This window comes from Aerococcus sp. UMB7834 (genome assembly GCF_030215145.1).
GTDB lineage: Bacteria > Bacillota > Bacilli > Lactobacillales > Aerococcaceae > Aerococcus.
Map to the genome: position 1 here is coordinate 145,898 of NZ_JASOLI010000001.1, position 16,068 is coordinate 161,965.

General features: G+C 45.2%; 15 protein-coding genes, 1 tRNA gene and 1 other annotated feature. Of the genes, 2 read left to right on the top strand and 14 right to left on the bottom strand.

Annotated elements, in window-relative coordinates:
• Positions 1-42 precede the first annotated feature (42 nt).
• Positions 43-251 (bottom strand) — a binding site (T-box leader).
• A gap of 309 nt (positions 252-560) precedes the next feature.
• The 11 genes from eno to clpP all read right to left on the bottom strand — a co-directional run bounded on the left by eno (position 561) and on the right by clpP (position 12,127).
• Entirely contained in the window at positions 561-1,859 is a 1,299-nt protein-coding gene (gene eno / locus QP339_RS00725; RefSeq protein ID WP_070619716.1) for a phosphopyruvate hydratase, read from the bottom strand.
• Between the two features lie 30 nt (positions 1,860-1,889).
• Positions 1,890-2,651 carry a triose-phosphate isomerase gene (locus QP339_RS00730; RefSeq protein ID WP_284909998.1) on the bottom strand — a complete coding sequence of 254 codons (762 nt, stop codon included), beginning with the start codon at positions 2,649-2,651 and terminating at the stop codon, positions 1,890-1,892.
• Positions 2,652-2,654: 3 nt separating this feature from the next.
• The gene (locus QP339_RS00735) at positions 2,655-3,848 is read right to left on the bottom strand and encodes a phosphoglycerate kinase (RefSeq protein WP_284910000.1); all 1,194 of its coding nucleotides are present in this window, start codon (positions 3,846-3,848) and stop codon (positions 2,655-2,657) included.
• An 82-nt stretch (positions 3,849-3,930) separates the two neighbouring features.
• Positions 3,931-4,923, bottom strand: coding sequence for a type I glyceraldehyde-3-phosphate dehydrogenase (gap, locus tag QP339_RS00740; RefSeq protein WP_067976407.1), 993 nt, complete (start codon positions 4,921-4,923; stop codon positions 3,931-3,933).
• Positions 4,924-4,974: 51 nt separating this feature from the next.
• A complete protein-coding gene (locus QP339_RS00745; protein ID WP_284910001.1) occupies positions 4,975-6,018 on the bottom strand; it encodes a sugar-binding transcriptional regulator in 1,044 nt (347 codons plus the stop codon).
• Between the two features lie 235 nt (positions 6,019-6,253).
• Positions 6,254-7,336 carry a Gfo/Idh/MocA family protein gene (locus QP339_RS00750; RefSeq protein ID WP_210382810.1) on the bottom strand — a complete coding sequence of 361 codons (1,083 nt, stop codon included), beginning with the start codon at positions 7,334-7,336 and terminating at the stop codon, positions 6,254-6,256.
• Between the two features lie 43 nt (positions 7,337-7,379).
• Positions 7,380-8,243, bottom strand: coding sequence for a sugar phosphate isomerase/epimerase family protein (locus QP339_RS00755; protein ID WP_284910002.1), 864 nt, complete (start codon positions 8,241-8,243; stop codon positions 7,380-7,382).
• The gene (locus tag QP339_RS00760; protein ID WP_284910004.1) at positions 8,244-9,245 is read right to left on the bottom strand and encodes a Gfo/Idh/MocA family protein; all 1,002 of its coding nucleotides are present in this window, start codon (positions 9,243-9,245) and stop codon (positions 8,244-8,246) included.
• A 15-nt stretch (positions 9,246-9,260) separates the two neighbouring features.
• Complete coding sequence (locus tag QP339_RS00765) at positions 9,261-10,430, bottom strand: Gfo/Idh/MocA family protein (protein WP_284910005.1); 1,170 nt, start codon at positions 10,428-10,430, stop codon at positions 9,261-9,263.
• 43 nt (positions 10,431-10,473) lie between these two features.
• Positions 10,474-11,310 (bottom strand): helix-turn-helix transcriptional regulator, encoded by an 837-nt coding sequence (locus QP339_RS00770; RefSeq protein ID WP_284910006.1) that lies wholly within the window; start codon positions 11,308-11,310, stop codon positions 10,474-10,476.
• A gap of 220 nt (positions 11,311-11,530) precedes the next feature.
• Positions 11,531-12,127, bottom strand: coding sequence for an ATP-dependent Clp endopeptidase proteolytic subunit ClpP (gene clpP, locus QP339_RS00775; protein WP_067976413.1), 597 nt, complete (start codon positions 12,125-12,127; stop codon positions 11,531-11,533).
• Between the two features lie 134 nt (positions 12,128-12,261).
• On the opposite strand from clpP, the gene QP339_RS00780 reads away from it, so the two are divergent.
• A tRNA-Arg gene (locus QP339_RS00780) sits at positions 12,262-12,333 on the top strand.
• A 421-nt stretch (positions 12,334-12,754) separates the two neighbouring features.
• Here the strand turns inward: QP339_RS00780 and QP339_RS09660 are convergent.
• Positions 12,755-12,904 carry a DUF7675 family protein gene (locus QP339_RS09660; RefSeq protein ID WP_502869639.1) on the bottom strand — a complete coding sequence of 50 codons (150 nt, stop codon included), beginning with the start codon at positions 12,902-12,904 and terminating at the stop codon, positions 12,755-12,757.
• A gap of 546 nt (positions 12,905-13,450) precedes the next feature.
• On the opposite strand from QP339_RS09660, the gene QP339_RS00785 reads away from it, so the two are divergent.
• On the top strand, positions 13,451-13,852 hold the full coding sequence (locus QP339_RS00785; protein ID WP_284910007.1) for a type II toxin-antitoxin system HicB family antitoxin: 402 nt from the start codon (positions 13,451-13,453) through the stop codon (positions 13,850-13,852).
• Positions 13,853-13,954: 102 nt separating this feature from the next.
• Here the strand turns inward: QP339_RS00785 and QP339_RS00790 are convergent, their stop codons facing one another.
• The gene (locus QP339_RS00790; RefSeq protein WP_284910008.1) at positions 13,955-14,695 is read right to left on the bottom strand and encodes an aminotransferase class IV; all 741 of its coding nucleotides are present in this window, start codon (positions 14,693-14,695) and stop codon (positions 13,955-13,957) included.
• Positions 14,692-16,068, bottom strand: a complete 1,377-nt coding sequence (pabB, locus tag QP339_RS00795; RefSeq protein ID WP_284910009.1) for an aminodeoxychorismate synthase component I — start codon at positions 16,066-16,068, stop codon at positions 14,692-14,694. Before pabB ends, QP339_RS00790 begins: the two co-directional genes overlap by 4 nt.

Consider the following 16,068-nt stretch of genomic DNA (forward strand, 5'->3'; position numbering starts at 1 on the left):
CCAGTCGCTCCTTATGAAAAAAGCCCCCTATCGTCCCAGACGATAAGAGGCGGAAAATTCCACGGTACCACTCTAATTCCTAGCTTGTCAGCTTCACTTAGTTAATGTTAACGCAATTTCTGCGGGTCCGATTACTCGCTTCACCGGCCATCTCAACAAGACGTTTCACAGTTAGCTTCTCGCAACCCTTCCACCACCAGCCGCTCGCTTAAGAGAATCCTATCTGTTACTTTTTGTTTCTAAGATTTTAATTATTGTTATTTAACCATCTTTTCATTTTATAGTCAAGGGCTTTTTTATATTTTTTCAAAAAGAGCTATAGCAGGATGTAGGAATTTAAGTCCTTATCCTTTAGGGACCAAGCTCACAAAAGAAGCCCAGCCCTTTATCTTTTATCATTTAACGATCAAATTCAATAGCGCAAGGGATGCTCAACAGCATAATGTATTTAAAAAAACAAAAAGCCAGGCCCCAATGAGCCTGGCGCTATCCCGCTAGCCAAAAGGCCAACAAGGATAGTGGATGAACAATTATTAATTAAGTGACGGGCATTTCAGACCTTATTTTTTAAGGTTGTAGAAGGCTTTAAGCCCTTGGTATTCAGCTAATTCGCCCAATTCATCTTCGATACGGAGTAATTGGTTGTATTTAGCAATACGGTCAGTACGTGATAATGAACCGGTCTTAATTTGGCCAGCGTTGAAGGCAACTGCGATGTCAGCGATTGAAGCATCTTCAGTTTCGCCTGAACGGTGGGAAACTACGTTAGTGTAGCCTGCACGTTTAGCCATTTCCATAGCGTTGAAGGTTTCGGTTAAGGTACCGATTTGGTTAACCTTAATCAAGATAGAGTTAGAGATTTCTTCTTCAATCCCACGGCTTAAGCGTTCAGTATTGGTTACGAAGAGGTCATCCCCTACTAATTGAACCTTGTCACCTAAACGTTCAGTTAAGAGTTTCCAACCTTCCCAGTCATCTTCATCCATCCCGTCTTCGATGGTAATGATTGGGTATTTGTTAACTAATTCTTCTAAGTATTCGACTTGTTCAGCAGCGCTACGAACAGCCGCACCTTCACCTTCGAAGGTTGTATAGTCATACTTGCCATCTTGGTAGAATTCAGAAGATGCACAGTCAAAACCGATGAAGACATCTTTGCCTGGTTCTAAGTGAACAGATTTGATGGCTTCGATGATTGTTTCTACAGCGTCTTCAGTACCCTTGAAGTGAGGCGCGAAACCACCTTCGTCACCAACAGAAGTTTCTAAGCCACGGCCTTTAAGAATATCTTTAAGAGCGTGGAAAACTTCAGTCCCCCAGCGTAAAGCTTCCTTGAATGTAGGAGCCCCAGCAGGGATGATCATGAATTCTTGGAAAGCGATTGGAGCGTCAGAGTGAGAACCACCGTTAACGATGTTCATCATTGGGGTTGGCAGAACTTTAGCGTTGAATCCACCTAAGTAGTTGTAAAGAGGAACACCTAATTCATCAGCAGCCGCACGTGCAGCAGCTAAAGAAACCGCTAAGATAGCGTTAGCGCCTAATTTAGCTTTGTTTGGTGTACCGTCTAATTGGATCATAGTGTTGTCAATCCCAATTTGGTCTTGGACATCTAAACCAAGGATGGCTTCCGCAATTGTAGTGTTTACATTTTCAACAGCTTTGGTAACGCCTTTACCAAGGTAACGGTCTTTGTCACCATCGCGAAGTTCAACAGCTTCGTATTCCCCAGTTGAAGCACCAGATGGTACCATACCGCGGCCAAAGCCACCTAATTCAGTGTAAAGTTCAACTTCGATGGTTGGGTTACCACGTGAATCTAAGATTTCGCGTGCGTAAACATCAGTAATTAATGACATGCTTTAATTGCTCCTTTTTTTAAATTAAATTCATTTTACCATAAGATAATGGGCTTGCAAATTTTTAATGACAGCTAGCCAATCGTCATCTGATAGGGTCCGGTCATTGGAACAAACTCCATCAAATACGCCTTGAGCTAAAAGGTCCAAGTTCAGCCCCTCTAAAGCCTTAATGCTGTAGATAAGCTCAAGGGACTGGGCAATGGCCTCACCCGCAATCTCAAAGACCGTATCACGGATTAATTGGGCCACCCTTTCCAGGGCTTGAGCCGAGAGCTCGTCTCCTTCTGCCCCTTCGAAGAGAATTAAGACTTGACCTTGTTCTTCAGCCGTCAAATTGGAATAAATCTGCCAAATCTGCTGGGCCAACCAGACGCTCTGCATGTTCCATTCCCGACTAATCTGGGGAAGGCTTAGGCAGAGCACGGGACGAATACCGACGTCTAGGCAATTCTTAATCTTCCTAGACAAGTCGGAATCATCCTCCATGAAGGCTTGGCGGCGACTAGCGCTACCAATTAAGCAATGCGTAACGCCTGCTTGGTGAAGCTGGTAGGCTGTAGTTTCGCCTAATTCGGCATAGTCACTTTGAACCGAGCAGTTTTGGCTACCAAGCGCGCATGCCTGAAACGCGCTGGGGCAAAATTGGCTGATAAATATAGCAGGAAGGAAGTGGATATGCTGGACGCTTTCCGACTGGCCAAGGTCCCGATCGACTCCAGCGATAGCTTGGTCAAGCTGACGCGCAGAAGTTACGGCTTGGCAGATCCTTCCTAGTATAAGCTCAGGCAAGGTTTACTTGTTATCTAAAGCGGCAACAGCTGGAAGTTCAGCGCCTTCCAAGAATTTCATGGATGCGCCCCCACCAGTTGAGATGTGGGAGAACTTATCGCCGAAGCCAGATTTTTGGGCTGCTGCTGCAGAGTCCCCACCACCTACGATAGTTGTTGCATCGTCAAGATGGGCAATGGCTTCGCAGACCGCATTGGTCCCTTTAGCGAAGGCAGGCATTTCAAATACACCCATTGGTCCATTCCATACCACTGTTTTCGCATCTTTAAGCACTTCTTTGAAGGCTTCAATAGTCTTAGGCCCGCAGTCTAAACCTTCCCAGCCTGCAGGAATTTCATCCGCAGCAACTTCCTTAGTATTGGCATCATTAGAGAAGTCATCTGCAATGGTTACGTCAACTGGTAATACCAAACGGTCGCCAGCGCGTTCCATTAAGTCTTTAGCCAGGTCAACCTTATCTTCTTCTAAGAGGGAATTCCCAACTTCATAGCCTTTTGCCTTGAGGAAGGTGTAGGCCATACCGCCACCGATCAATACCTTATCAGCTTTGTCAAGTAAGGTTTCGATGACTTGGATCTTATCAGAAACCTTAGCCCCACCGAGGATAGCTACGAATGGGCGTTTAGGATTTTCAACAGCGTCGCCTAAGAATTTTAATTCTTTTTCCATTAAGAAGCCGGCAACAGCGGTATCAATGTTAGAAGAAATCCCAACATTAGATGCGTGAGCCCGGTGAGCAGTACCGAAAGCATCGTTAACGAAAACATCGCCTAAGGAAGCCCAGTACTTGCCTAATTCAGGATCATTTCCGCTTTCCTTCTTACCATCAATGTCTTCGAAACGGGTGTTTTCAAAGAGAAGAACTTCGCCTTCTCCTAAGTTATTGATGGCGTCTTCTAAGTCTTTACCACGCGTTTCAGGAACAAAAGTCACTTTTTGACCGAGTAATTCTTCCAAGTGTTCAGCTACTGGACGTAGGGTCTTAGAAGCCTTGTCTTCTTCGGTCTTAACCTTGCCTAAGTGAGAGAAGAGGATTAATTTCCCTTGGTGGTCTAAGACATATTTAATTGTAGGAAGAGCTTGGACCATCCGGTTATCATCGGTAATGGTTGATCCATCCATTGGCACGTTGAAGTCCACGCGCATTAATACTTTTTTCCCTTTTACATCGATATCTTCAATTGTTTTTTTAGCCATGCTAAACCCCTTTTCTATCCTTGTCTACTTACTTTTAAAAAAACGGGAAGCGCGAAGCTCCCCGCTAGTTTAAAGATTTCTCTTATAGGTTAGCAAAGTGTTCTAAAGTAGAGATCATGTTGCTGGTGAAACCATATTCGTTATCATACCAAGCAACAGTCTTCACTAATTGGCCACCATCTGCATCCATGATCTTAGTTTGGGTTGCATCGAATACAGAACCGTATGGGTAACCAATGATGTCTGATGAAACAATTTCATCTTCAGTGTAGTCGAAGGCAGTGCTTGAAGCAGCTTTCATTGCAGCGTTGACTTCTTCAGCAGTAACTTCTTTTTCAAGAACTGAGTAAAGTTCAACTTCTGAACCAGTGATTACAGGAACACGTTGAGCAGTCCCGTCGATCTTACCATCTAATTCAGGGATTACTTTACCAACAGCTTTAGCTGCACCAGTTGAAGCTGGGATGATGTTGTCAGCGCCAGCACGGTTCTTACGGCCACCTGGAGCATCTTGAGTTTTTTGAGTTGCAGTGTAAGCGTGGATTGTTGACATTAATGCACGTTTCACACCGAATTCTTTGTTTAATACATTAACCATTGGAGCTAAGCAGTTAGTTGTACATGAAGCTGCTGATACAATGTTGTCGTCTGCAGTTAAGATATCGTGGTTAACACCATAAACGATAGTCTTAAGGTCGCCTTTAGCAGGAGCTGAAATTAAAACTTTCTTAGCACCAGCATCGATGTGAGCTTGTGCTTTATCAACTGATGTGTAGAAACCAGTACATTCAAGTACGAAGTCAATTCCTAAGTCACCCCAAGGTAATTTAGAAGCATCTGCTTCTTCATAGGATTTGATTTCTTTACCATCAACAATTAAGGCATCTTCTTTAGCTTCAACACTGTAAGGGAAACGTCCTTGAGCAGTATCATATTTTAGAAGATAAGCTAAGTCTTCGTTGTCAGTTAAGTCGTTGATTGCAACTACTTCTAAATCTGAACCTTTTTCTAAAATACGACGTAAAGCTAAACGACCAATACGGCCAAAACCGTTAATTGCTAATTTCTTTGCCATAATGTAAATTCCTCCTTGTAAGAACTACAACAGTTATACAACAATTTTATATCAATAGAGCTTGGCTCCATTTAATACCATATGACTTGCCCCTTCATCCGTAATTAAAACTAATTGTTGGGGGGCGATTTTGGCGAAGGCAGTAATCACATCTGCTTTGACTTCGCCACCGGCCACGAGAATGGGCCACTTAATTTGGTGGATATCTTCAATTTGAATCCCGATCCGTGGTACCCGGTAAACAATCTTACCTTCTTTATCAAAGAAGCAACCAAAAGCTTCACCGATGGCTGCCTTGGACTTAATAAAGTCACAAGCCTTGGCATCCAAGTCGCGTCGCTTGGCCATGATATCCGCATTCCCTACACTAAATATTAAGACATTAGCTTCCTTTAAGCGGTGCAGGGTTTTGTTAATCTGTGGCTCTTTGAGCAACATTTGATAAGTTGCTGTGTTCAAACTTTCAGGAGCGTAGAGTGAAATACTCTGGCCACCCAAGAGTTGAGCCAGTCTTTCGCTGATGGTGTTGGGCTGGTTAGCCGCTTCATCTCCCATACCACCACGCGCCGAGACGACGGTAAAGGCCCGGCCATCTGTTAAGAGACGGTTGGAGAGATGAGGCACCACAGCTTGGACGGTCGATCCACCTGTCACAGCAATCACTTGCTGGCCCTTGTCCAGATGGTCAGCCAAGTAAGTTGACAAGGCTTGGGCCATCTTAGCTTCCGTCCCATCATCCAAGCCTAGAACCCCATTAACAATCAGGGCCGACTGGATACCTAGAAGGTCAGCTAATTCTCTTTCAAGGACTTGGATATCGGTTTCGAGTCTAAATAAACGGTGGGCAAGCGTAATCGCTTCCTCCCCTTTATCTGTCAGGACCATGCCCGAGGCCGATTTCTCTAATAGCCCCTGCCTGTCCAAGACATCCGTCTCAGCTCGCACCCGTCTCTCCGTGAGATCCAAGCGCAAGGCCATGGTCTTACGACCCATGGGCCCCTCAGCTAAGAGCAAACTCAGCATCCGAATCCGCAAGCGGTAAGTTGTGTGTAGCTCTGGAACCACATCTTCAATTAAACTTAAAGATAGATCCATAAGCTCCCTCATTTCTTTGGACAGATATCGTCCAGGTAGACAATTTCTGACCAAGTGTCTGTAAAAAAAATTTGCGATCAATTTCTTTACACCGTTAGTATAGCAAGCTTCCGTCCAAAGTGCAAGTTATCAGCTTAAAAACTTTGGCAAAAATTTGTAAAAAGTATGTAAATCCACGCTAAATATGGGGCAAAAAATAAAATAGCTTGGACATAATTAGTCCAAGCTATCGAATTTATATTTTGCTTTGGATGACTTGGGCCTTTTCCTGGGCAAGTAAGCAGAGCTCTTGAGCCTTGAAGATATGTTCTTGAGTCATGGCTTCTTCAGTCCCGTTTAGGCAGTCTAGAATCATTTGGCCAAAGAAAGGGAAACCAATCTCGCCGGTCACTTGGCGGTGTTCAACACCCTCTTCTGTCACCAGGTAAACATGGTCCAGGCTGTCTTCGCGCCCTACATCTAAGTACTTGCGCAATTCAATGGTGCCCTTAGTCCCAGTGATAAAGGTCCGGCCGTCGCCCCAAGTCGGCAAGCCATCTGGTGTGAACCAGTCCACCTTGAAGAAGAAGGTCGCGCCGTTATCCCCGACTAGGGTCGCGTCGCCATAGTCTTCTAATTCAGGCACATCTGGATTGTCGTAGTTAGCCACTTTAGAAGCGATCACTTCCGCATCCTCATTACCGGTATAATAGAGGAATTGCTCAATTTGGTGGGAGCCGATATCGGCTAAGATACCGCCGTATTCTTCTTTATTGAAGAACCAGTCCGGACGTTTTTCCTTGTCCAAACGATGAGGGCCAAAGCCCGTTACTTGGATGACCTTGCCGATCCGTCCTTCTTCAATCAGTTGGCCCGCTAGGACAGCGGCTTCGACGTGCAAGCGTTCAGAGAAGTAAACAAAGTAGCGACGCCCTGTTTCCTTCTGTACGCGGCGAGTTTCTGCCAATTGGTCTAGGCTCGTAAAACCAGTCTTATCAGTGAAGTAATCCTTACCAGCCTTCATGACACGGTTACCCAAGGCACTTCTCAGATTAGGCACAGCTGCTGCAGCTACCATCTTGATCTCTGGATCCTCTAGAATTTGTTCTAAGGAATCAGCCACTTCCACATCCGGGAAGGTCTCCCGGTATTCAGCGACCTTCTCAGGGTCCGGATCGTAAACGTATTTAATCGTGGCCCCTGCTTCGATTAAGCCATTGGTCATCCCATTGATATGGCCGTGGTCAAGAGCCGTCACTCCAACCTGGAATTCGCCAGCTTCAACCACATGATTAACCTTTCCTTTTGGTGCATAATTCATCCCATCATTTGCGCCCAAAGTTATTCCTCCTTCATCATTCTTTCATTGCGTCTGTTAGATCTTAGAACAAGTCTTTGAAGCCTAACTCATAAAGAGCATCCCGTGAATCGGCCAAGCAGTCGAAAGGATCGCGACCGTAAAGCATGTCTTGTTCAACTAAGAGGTAAGAAATATTTAATTCTACCGCCTTGTCGATAATCGCCTTGTAGTCCATAGAGCCTTGGCCAATTTCCGCAAATTCGACAATATTCGTGAAGTAACCATAGAAGGTTTCTACATCTTCAGCTTCGAGAGCTTCAAAAGCTTCGTCCGGAATCTCACCGATTCGGTAGTCTTTAATATGGACAAGGTCGGTCCGGTCCGCGTATTGTTCTAAGATTGAAATCGGACTAGCCCCACCCCGTTGGACCCAGTGCAAGTCGAATTCGAAGTCGAGGTCTGGACACTCTTCGGCAATGATATCCAAGAGGAACTTGCCTTCATAGCGGCGGAATTCCACATGGTGGTTGTGGTAGAAGAGACGGATGCCTTCTTCTTTTAACTGCTTAGCATACTTATTCGCTTCCCGGCAAAATTCCAAGGCAGTTTCCTTGTTCTTCATATTCTTAAAGGGCAGCATGCCGATCCGGAGCAAGTCCACATCTAAGGTTTTGCAGTCCTTAACAATTTTGTCGAATTTGGTATCCAAGGCATCGTTCCCGCCTGGTACCCCTTCATCGATCACGTTACAAGATAAGGAAGCAATTTCCATCCCGAAATCTTCCTTAGCTCGTTTGATTTCTTGGACATTCTCTTCTGTCATCGGAATTTGAGAAATTTCAACCGCTGAATAGCCGAGTTCTGAAACTTTTTTCAGGGTTTCATAGGCTCCTAATTCCTCAAACTTATCCTTCAACATCATTGCTTGAACGCCAATTTTGCTCATTTAAATATCCCCCTTATAGATGGTTTGCTTGGTCTTCGATGATGCTTTCATAGCATCGATCATTTCCATAGTGGTTAAGGCATCGGACAGTTGGCAATAGTTGTCTGTGCCGTCAATAATGGCCTGGTAGAAGTTTTCGATGCAGCGCTGGTGGCTAGGTCCATAGTAGATCTTAGTCCCTGGCAAGCTTTCGTTTTCGGCTAAGCAGTTCATTTGGTCATCGAAGAGCTTGTCGTCTTTAATGGTATAGCGGGTCTTTTGGGTTACAACTTGTAATTCAATCGAATCGTTGCCGTAATAGGCATTGGTTGCCGCAAAGAAGCCGTGGCTACCATCGCTTAGTTTGTAATTGGCCATTGCTGAATCTTCCACTTCGATATCATATTCCATTAGATTACCCAGCATGCCTCGGCAAGCTAGCCAGTCCGTATCGGTCACATAATGCATGAGGTCCAGGGTATGGATGGACTGGTTGATAATGGTCCCAGCCCCTGCTTCAGCTTCCCGTCCCCGCCAAGGCTTCATGGTGTAATAGTCTTCTGGCCGGTACCAGGCGACAATCCCTTTAACCGCAATCACTGGCGAGGTATCTTCCTCTGTCAGAATACGCTTGAGCTCTTGAACCGTAGCATTTAAGCGATTTTGAAAGCAGATAGCTAACTTCGCATTATTGTCTAAACTCTCCTGGGCTGCCAGTAGTTCGCGGGTCCGCTCGGCGTCAATTGTTACCGGTTTCTCAAGGAAGACATGAACCCCTGCCTTTAAACATTTGAGCGCTGCCTCATCGTGGAGGTAGTGGGGCAAGCAGATGTGGACCACATCCAAATCTTCCTGGTCAAGCATCTTATCTAGGTCGGTATAGAAACGAGCCCCTTCCGCTTGAGTTTTTAGGCTTTCGTCGAGGTCACAGACAGCTGTTAACTCAGCTGCCTGGGCATTCTCGATCGCTCTCAAGTGGACCACGGACACCGTTCCTAATCCGACAACTCCAACCTTAAGCATGTCTAGCTTCCTTTCTTATTGGCGTTGTTCGAATTTACCTTCTTCAGCGATATGTTCGTTCAACATGCCAAGGAATTTTTCATCATCGAAGTTCTTAATCGACACTTCTTCGCCTGTCCAGCCTGACATTTGGATGGCATTGGCCAGACGCACGCCATTGATTCCTTCTGCCCCTGGTGCAATTAAGTCCTTACCGTGTAAGATATGTTGGGCAAAGTTTTCCATAACGCCTGAGTGTTGGGCACCCCAGACATTGTCTTCTTCAATGGTATCAACGGCTTCAAAGAGGTCGCCGAAGACATCTTCCCCAGCCATCATGCTCTTCACCTTAGCGGCGTCGAATTCCTTGTTAATTTCTTGTTCAGTTTCCTTCAAGCGGTAAACCGTTGCTTTTTGGGAGTCATCAACGACAATTTTACCCTTGTCGAAGTAAAGTTCTAAGCGGTCTGAGCCCGCGATTTCATTAGTAGAAGTCACAAAGACCCCTGTTGCCCCATTAGCATAGCGGAGCATGGCATGGACTTGGTCTTCAACGACAATTTCGCGTTGGTAACCTTCTTGAACCATGGCATAAACTGATTCAGGGACACCAGCAATCCATTGAATCAAGTCTAATTGGTGAGGGGCTTGGTTCACTAAGACGCCGCCGCCTTCACCGCCCCAAGTTGCCCGCCAGTCGCTTTGGTTATAGTAAGCTTGTGGCCGCCACCAAGTGGTAATGATCCAGTTCGAACGACGAATGTTTCCTAAATCACCAGAGTCAACAATCGCTTTAATCTTTTGGTAGAGCGGATTATTCCGTTGGTTGAACATAATCGCATATGTCGCATCTGCGGTCTTAGCGTATTCATTTAATTCCTTCACTTGTTTGGTGTAAACCCCAGCAGGCTTTTCGTTCAAGACGTGAACGCCCTTGCTCAAGGCATAAATAGCCATTTCAGGGTGGAGGTAGTGAGGCACTGTGGTCACAATTGCTTCCACCTTGCCGGAATCGATTAGTTCTTTGTAGTCAGAATAAGTTTCTACTTGTGGGTAGAGTTCTTTAGCTAATTTAGTACGTTCCTCATCAATATCACAAACAGCGACTAAATCAATGCTAGGCACCATACCTTCATCAATAAAGCGTCCGTATGCTGAACCCTGTGTCCCAAAACCAATAATAGCGAATTTTAATTTGTCTGCCATAATAACATCTCCTTCATTTATCTTCTATAATATATTTTTTGACTTAGCGGTTAGCCTTGCGGAATTGGCTGGGGGTCATGCCCACACTCTGCTTAAAATAACGCGAAAAATGGGCATTGCTCTCAAAACCATTCGCCAAGGCAATCTCCTGGATGGATAAATCATCGCTCATCATCAGATGATAGCGAGCCTGTAAGAGGCGGTACTTCATGAGGAAATTGATCACCGTCATCCCGGTCACCTCACGGAACAAGTGAGAGACATAGGACTTACTCAGGTTGACACCGCTTGCAATTTTATCCAAGTCTAACTTCTCTTGGTAGTGCTGGGTCAAATAGTAGGCAATCTCCTGGACCCTGAGCAAGGGCTCTTCTTGGCGGGCACTCACTTCCACAATCGACTGGTGGTCCATCCGGTCCAAGGTCATCAAGAGGTCCACAATCTGTAGCTTGACCTGCTGCTCATGGAAGGCATAGGAGGAATCCAGCTGGGTGAGTTCCGCCAGAGCTCGCATCTTCTCAGCCACAATTTCCTTGTCCGAAGACTTGGTCATCCGGTAGAGACTCCCCTGGCCCTCCTTAAAGAGCTCCAAGAGCTGGCTAGCGTCTAAGCTGGCCAAGAGGGGCTGGATCGACTCCCGGGTGAAATGCACCACATGGCGTCGGTAGACCTCCCCCTCATCTTTGACAAAAGCCTTGTGGAGGCGCATGCCATCAATCAGTAAAGTATCCCCTGGCTCCAGCTCATAAAACTGGCTGCCAATTTGAAAGTAGCAGCAGCCAGCAATAAACTGGTAGATCTCCAGCTGGCGGTGGGTGTGAAATTCTAACCACTCATCGCCGCCTTTCAGGTCATAGCCCGCATAAATTTCTTCTTCCATTCTGCCACCTGCCTCGTACACCCTTATTATACTAGAGAAAGCGCTTTTAATCATTAGATAAATTTGTTTAAAAGCGCTTAATTTTTGACTGAGAGTGCTATTTGTGATGCTTTGAACATGATTGCTTGTAAAAAAAGACTGGAAAAACTCCAGTCTATAGCTAGTCTCACTTGTTAAGTTGTGTAAGAAAATCTCAGCTCGCACAGCTTGACTCAAGCGACTATTTTTGTAATTCTGAATTGGAGGTCATAATATGGTCGATGATCCCATATTCCTTGGCTTCTTCAGCAGACATCCAATTATCACGGTCGGTATCCTTTTCAACCACTTCAATATCTTGACCGGTTGCTTCGGAAATGATCCGGTTCAAGTTCTTCTTGGTCTTCAGAATGTGGCGGGCAGTGATTTCAATCTCAGTGGCTTGTCCTTGGACCCCGCCTAAAGGTTGGTGGATCAAGATTTCCGAGTTAGGTAAGGCATAACGCTTGCCCTTCTCACCAGCCATGGCAATCACAGAACCCATAGAAGCCGCAAGACCAGTCACAATAGTTACCACATCTGCATTCACAAAGTTCATGGTATCATAGATGGCAAGGCCAGCTGTGACAGAACCACCTGGTGAGTTGACATAGATGTAGATATCCTTTTCAGGATCTTGGGCATCCAGGAAGAGCAATTGGGCGATAATTGAGTTCGCCATATTGTCATCTACTCCCCCAGACATCATAATAATACGGTCCTTTAATAAGCGAGAATAAATATCATAAGCACGTTCACCACGCGAAGATTGTTCGATTACTGTAGGAATTAAATTCATAAATTAAAACTACCTCCCTATACATTGTTTAATTCTATCATACACGGTTGGTCAACAATGGTCAAGCAAAAAGTCCTAAAAAAGATTTGCATTTTCCAAGGAAAAATTGTATAATAATTTTGTTGTTATTTTTTGCGCCCATAGTGTAATGGATATCACGTAAGATTCCGGTTCTTGAGATGGGGGTTCGATTCCCTCTGGGCGTATAAATGAGCTTTAAGCCTTCGAATTAAAGCTTAAAATTGTTGAATCTATCCCCACTGCTAAATGAGTAAGTTGGCACCTAGTAAATTAGGTGCTTTTTATTTTGCCTTCTAGATGACAACGGTCATAATGGTTCCCCTCATCATGATCTAAAGCTACATAAATATTGAAATCATCTTTCTCAAGGGGCATGTCAGTTAGTAGCTTCCAAGCTTCGTTAGACCGTTCGCCAAGCAATTCATCCAACTGCCACTTTTCTAATAGAAATAAGCCATCATTGCTTTCTGTTAGCTTTCTAATAAGCTTATGAACATCACTTTCAATAGCTAGTAAATCTAAGCCCTCAACCAGTTCAAGTGAATCTAAAATATTAGTTATTGAAGTAATCAGAATTAGGCAGCTTCCTATGTAGATAACGCTCAGCTATTTCATCTTCGTCAAGTCTGGGAACTCATCATCAAATAGCTGTTTCTCCTTTGCCGTTAACTTGTGGGGATAATCAGACCAGAAATTATAAATTTTCTTTCGGTCAAAACTGAATAGAATTGGACCTAACATCATCGGAATTATCATTCACTATAGAAACTTTATCATTCATAAACTATTCCCATATACCTTTAAACATGTCTCCGACTTAAAAAATAATTGCGAGCAAAATCATCTTTTACCCCTATGTTTCCGCACAAAAAATACGCAATAGACGGCTGAAAGCCAACCAATCCGTTCCGGCGGAGCCCCCACTTTGCCAAAACTGCCCTTCAGATGTGCATATTTTATCTAACTAAACCCTTACCGTGGAGCCCAAGTGTGTGCCGATAAGTTCAGTAATTGTTTACAGCAAGCTATTGCCCAGTCATATGATTTATATTGTAATTGGCCAATACTCTCGATACTGACTATTAAGCTATCTACCAACTCATCTATCTTTCTGCCTCTTTTCAATTTTTCATTAACTTTCAAATATAATCACTTCAAATGGATTAAATTACTTGCTTTTATGCGTACTAGGGCGCATATTATATTTACAGAACACATCTAAAAAAGACACTATCCCTAAAAAAACATACAAGTCAATTTTAAAACAAATGGGCTAAAATAGCCTTTAAAGGAGGATTAAAAATGTCACTTGCAAACTATGTTATCTATCCTGCCGTCTTTACCCCAGACGAAGACGACCCTAATATTCTAAATGTGGAGTTTCCCGATGTACCTGGTGCTTTAACTTACGGAAATGGCCTTAAAGAAGCCATGTATAACGCCTCTGAAGCACTATCCCTCATGCTCTATGACGAAGTTGAAAAGCCCCAACCCTCATCTCTTTCAGATATTCAACAACAGTTTCCTGATGATCAAGTACTCTATGTAGGCGTTGACTTAGACCAAGCAGCTAAAGATATTACAACACCTACTGTTAAGAAGAATACCACTATCCCTGCTTGGCTGAATGCCGAAGCCACTAAACAGGGTATTAATTTCTCACAAACTCTAACTGAAGCGCTCAAGGAAAAATTAGGTGTCTAAGGCTCGAAAGCCCACTATTTGCTGGGCTTTTTTGAGCTTCAAAGACTTCAATCCTTTCTTTCGCACGATTCAGTTCTCTTGATTGGCTCTAAATTAATTATTCTAGCGCTGGCACGCTTCAAGCTGCCGCTTAACTTCTTCCCTATAAGCCGCCATCAGCTTCTGGGTAAGAGGGCCTACGGGATAGGTCTCCTGGTCCACTTGGCAGACGGGCATGATCCCCATCAAGGCATTGGTCAGAAAGACTTCATCGGCCTGGTAGAGGCTTGCTAAGGGTATGCCCTCTGTTTTGATTGGGAAGTTATCAAGGAGATAGGCGCGGACGGTGCCGGCTAGGAGACCTGCGCTTTGCTTAGGTGTATAGAGGTCCCCCGCCTTGACGATAAAGAGATTGGAAGTTGCGCCTTCGCAGACCAGGCCGTCAGGATTAGTGAAGAGGGCTTCCTGGTACCCCTTAGCTCTGGCTGCTTTGAGGCTGAACAGGTTGTCCCCATATTGGAAGGTCTTATGGTAGACAAAGGGTGAACTGGGATTGCGCTGAATGTCAGTCAAACAACAACTGATTCCCTCTTGGTATTGGCTCTCTGTATAGGAGTTAGGGCGTATTGAATAAATGAGGTTTTTCTCTGACACGGCAATCTTTAGGGCCTGGTGGTCTAAGGGATGGGCTGCTAGGTAGGCCAGGACATCTGCTGCCCCGAGCGAAAGATCAATTCCTAAGAAGTCTGCCCCTGCCTGTAAGCGGTCCAGGTGGCGGTCGAGAAAGATCGGACAGCCTGCTTCAACCGCAATAGTTTCAAAGACGCCCATCCCGTAATAAAAACCATTATCTAAGTGAATCATTCGTCTTCCCCCTTTTGCTCTGAGCTTTTTTGGAAGCTTTGGACTAAGGCTTGCCCTTTCAATACAGTCTCCTCGTACTCGGCTTGAGGGTCGGATTCGCAAGTGATGCCCCCACCGAGACCGATTTCATAAGTGCCGGACTGGTGGACCAGGCTGCGGATGATGATGTTAAACTTCATGTCCTGGTTGGGGCTAATATAACCCAGACAGCCCGTATAGATGCCGCGGGCGGAAGCCTCCAATTCGTCAATTATCTCCATGGTACGCTGCTTAGGTGACCCGGTGATCGAGCCGCCAGGGAAAGTCGCTTCAAAGATTTGCTTTAAGTCTGTGTCTGATGCTAACTTGCCGACAACGGTTGACACTAAATGGTAGACCGTGGCATAAGCTTCAACTTCAAAGAGCCCCTTGACCTCGACGGTGCCCGGTTGGCAGATCCGATTAAGGTCATTGCGCTCCAAGTCAGTCACCATCAAGAGCTCGGAACGGTCTTTATCTGACTTTTCTAAAGCCTTTTTATAACGGCTATCCTTAGCCGGATTCCCCGTTCGCGGGCAGGTCCCCTTGATGGGCCGGGTGGTGATTTGTCCATTTGCCACTTCGAGGAAAAGTTCCGGCGAAGAAGATAGGAGCTGAAAGTCGCCAAAGTTAAAGTAAGCCGCATATGGAGCTGGGTTAAGCTCTCGTAATGTCAAATAATAACTTAAGGGATCTTGCTCGGTAAGCAGCCAGATGCGCCGGCTGAGATTAGTCACATAAGTATCCCCTGCTTCAACATAGTCAATAATTTCTTCAACCTTTTGCATATAATCTTCGGGTGAACAGTCCGCGATGACCTGGTCGATGCCCGTCCCCTCTTGAAAGATGGGGACCTGTTTCCTGATAGTTTCAAAACGCCTCTCCCAGTTGGCAAAAAAAGACGAGCTCTCCTGTTCCTCATGCAGGCTGATTAAGGTCAAGCGACCCTTGCTATGGTCCTCAACTAGATAAGTCTCATAAAAAGTCCACGCCGCATCGGGATATATCAATTGCTTCTCGTGCTGGCTAGCTAGGCCCTGCAAGTGGCAACCAAAATCATAGGAGAAGTAGCCGAGGGCAGGGTTGACTAAGGGCAGCCCATCAATCGCAAGCTTGTCCTGGGCGTCCAAACAGGCCTGCAACTCAGTAAGAAAGTCACCTGCCAGGGCTTGGTCATTCCGGTAAGCTTGCCCAGCGACATCTTTTAAGACCAGTTTAGGCTCCAAGGCTAAGACTGAATACAGCCCTTCTTGGTCTCGGCTTGAGGAGTCCAGGAAGACGCAGGGTCCCTGGTCGGCTAAGTAGGCAAAAATCTGGTACAAGTCAGGATAGTCTTGATAATGTTTATATTCCAC

Coding starts and splice junctions, on each gene's coding strand:
- clpP (WP_067976413.1), bottom strand. CDS start 12,127: ATGAATTTAATTCCTACAGTAATCGAACAATCTTCGCGTGGTGAACGT.
- QP339_RS09660 (WP_502869639.1), bottom strand. CDS start 12,904: ATGATAATTCCGATGATGTTAGGTCCAATTCTATTCAGTTTTGACCGA.
- gap (WP_067976407.1), bottom strand. CDS start 4,923: ATGGCAAAGAAATTAGCAATTAACGGTTTTGGCCGTATTGGTCGTTTA.
- QP339_RS00755 (WP_284910002.1), bottom strand. CDS start 8,243: ATGAGCAAAATTGGCGTTCAAGCAATGATGTTGAAGGATAAGTTTGAG.
- QP339_RS00785 (WP_284910007.1), top strand. CDS start 13,451: ATGTCACTTGCAAACTATGTTATCTATCCTGCCGTCTTTACCCCAGAC.
- QP339_RS00735 (WP_284910000.1), bottom strand. CDS start 3,848: ATGGCTAAAAAAACAATTGAAGATATCGATGTAAAAGGGAAAAAAGTA.
- QP339_RS00790 (WP_284910008.1), bottom strand. CDS start 14,695: ATGATTCACTTAGATAATGGTTTTTATTACGGGATGGGCGTCTTTGAA.
- QP339_RS00745 (WP_284910001.1), bottom strand. CDS start 6,018: ATGGATCTATCTTTAAGTTTAATTGAAGATGTGGTTCCAGAGCTACAC.
- QP339_RS00770 (WP_284910006.1), bottom strand. CDS start 11,310: ATGGAAGAAGAAATTTATGCGGGCTATGACCTGAAAGGCGGCGATGAG.
- eno (WP_070619716.1), bottom strand. CDS start 1,859: ATGTCATTAATTACTGATGTTTACGCACGCGAAATCTTAGATTCACGT.
- QP339_RS00765 (WP_284910005.1), bottom strand. CDS start 10,430: ATGGCAGACAAATTAAAATTCGCTATTATTGGTTTTGGGACACAGGGT.
- QP339_RS00760 (WP_284910004.1), bottom strand. CDS start 9,245: ATGCTTAAGGTTGGAGTTGTCGGATTAGGAACGGTGTCCGTGGTCCAC.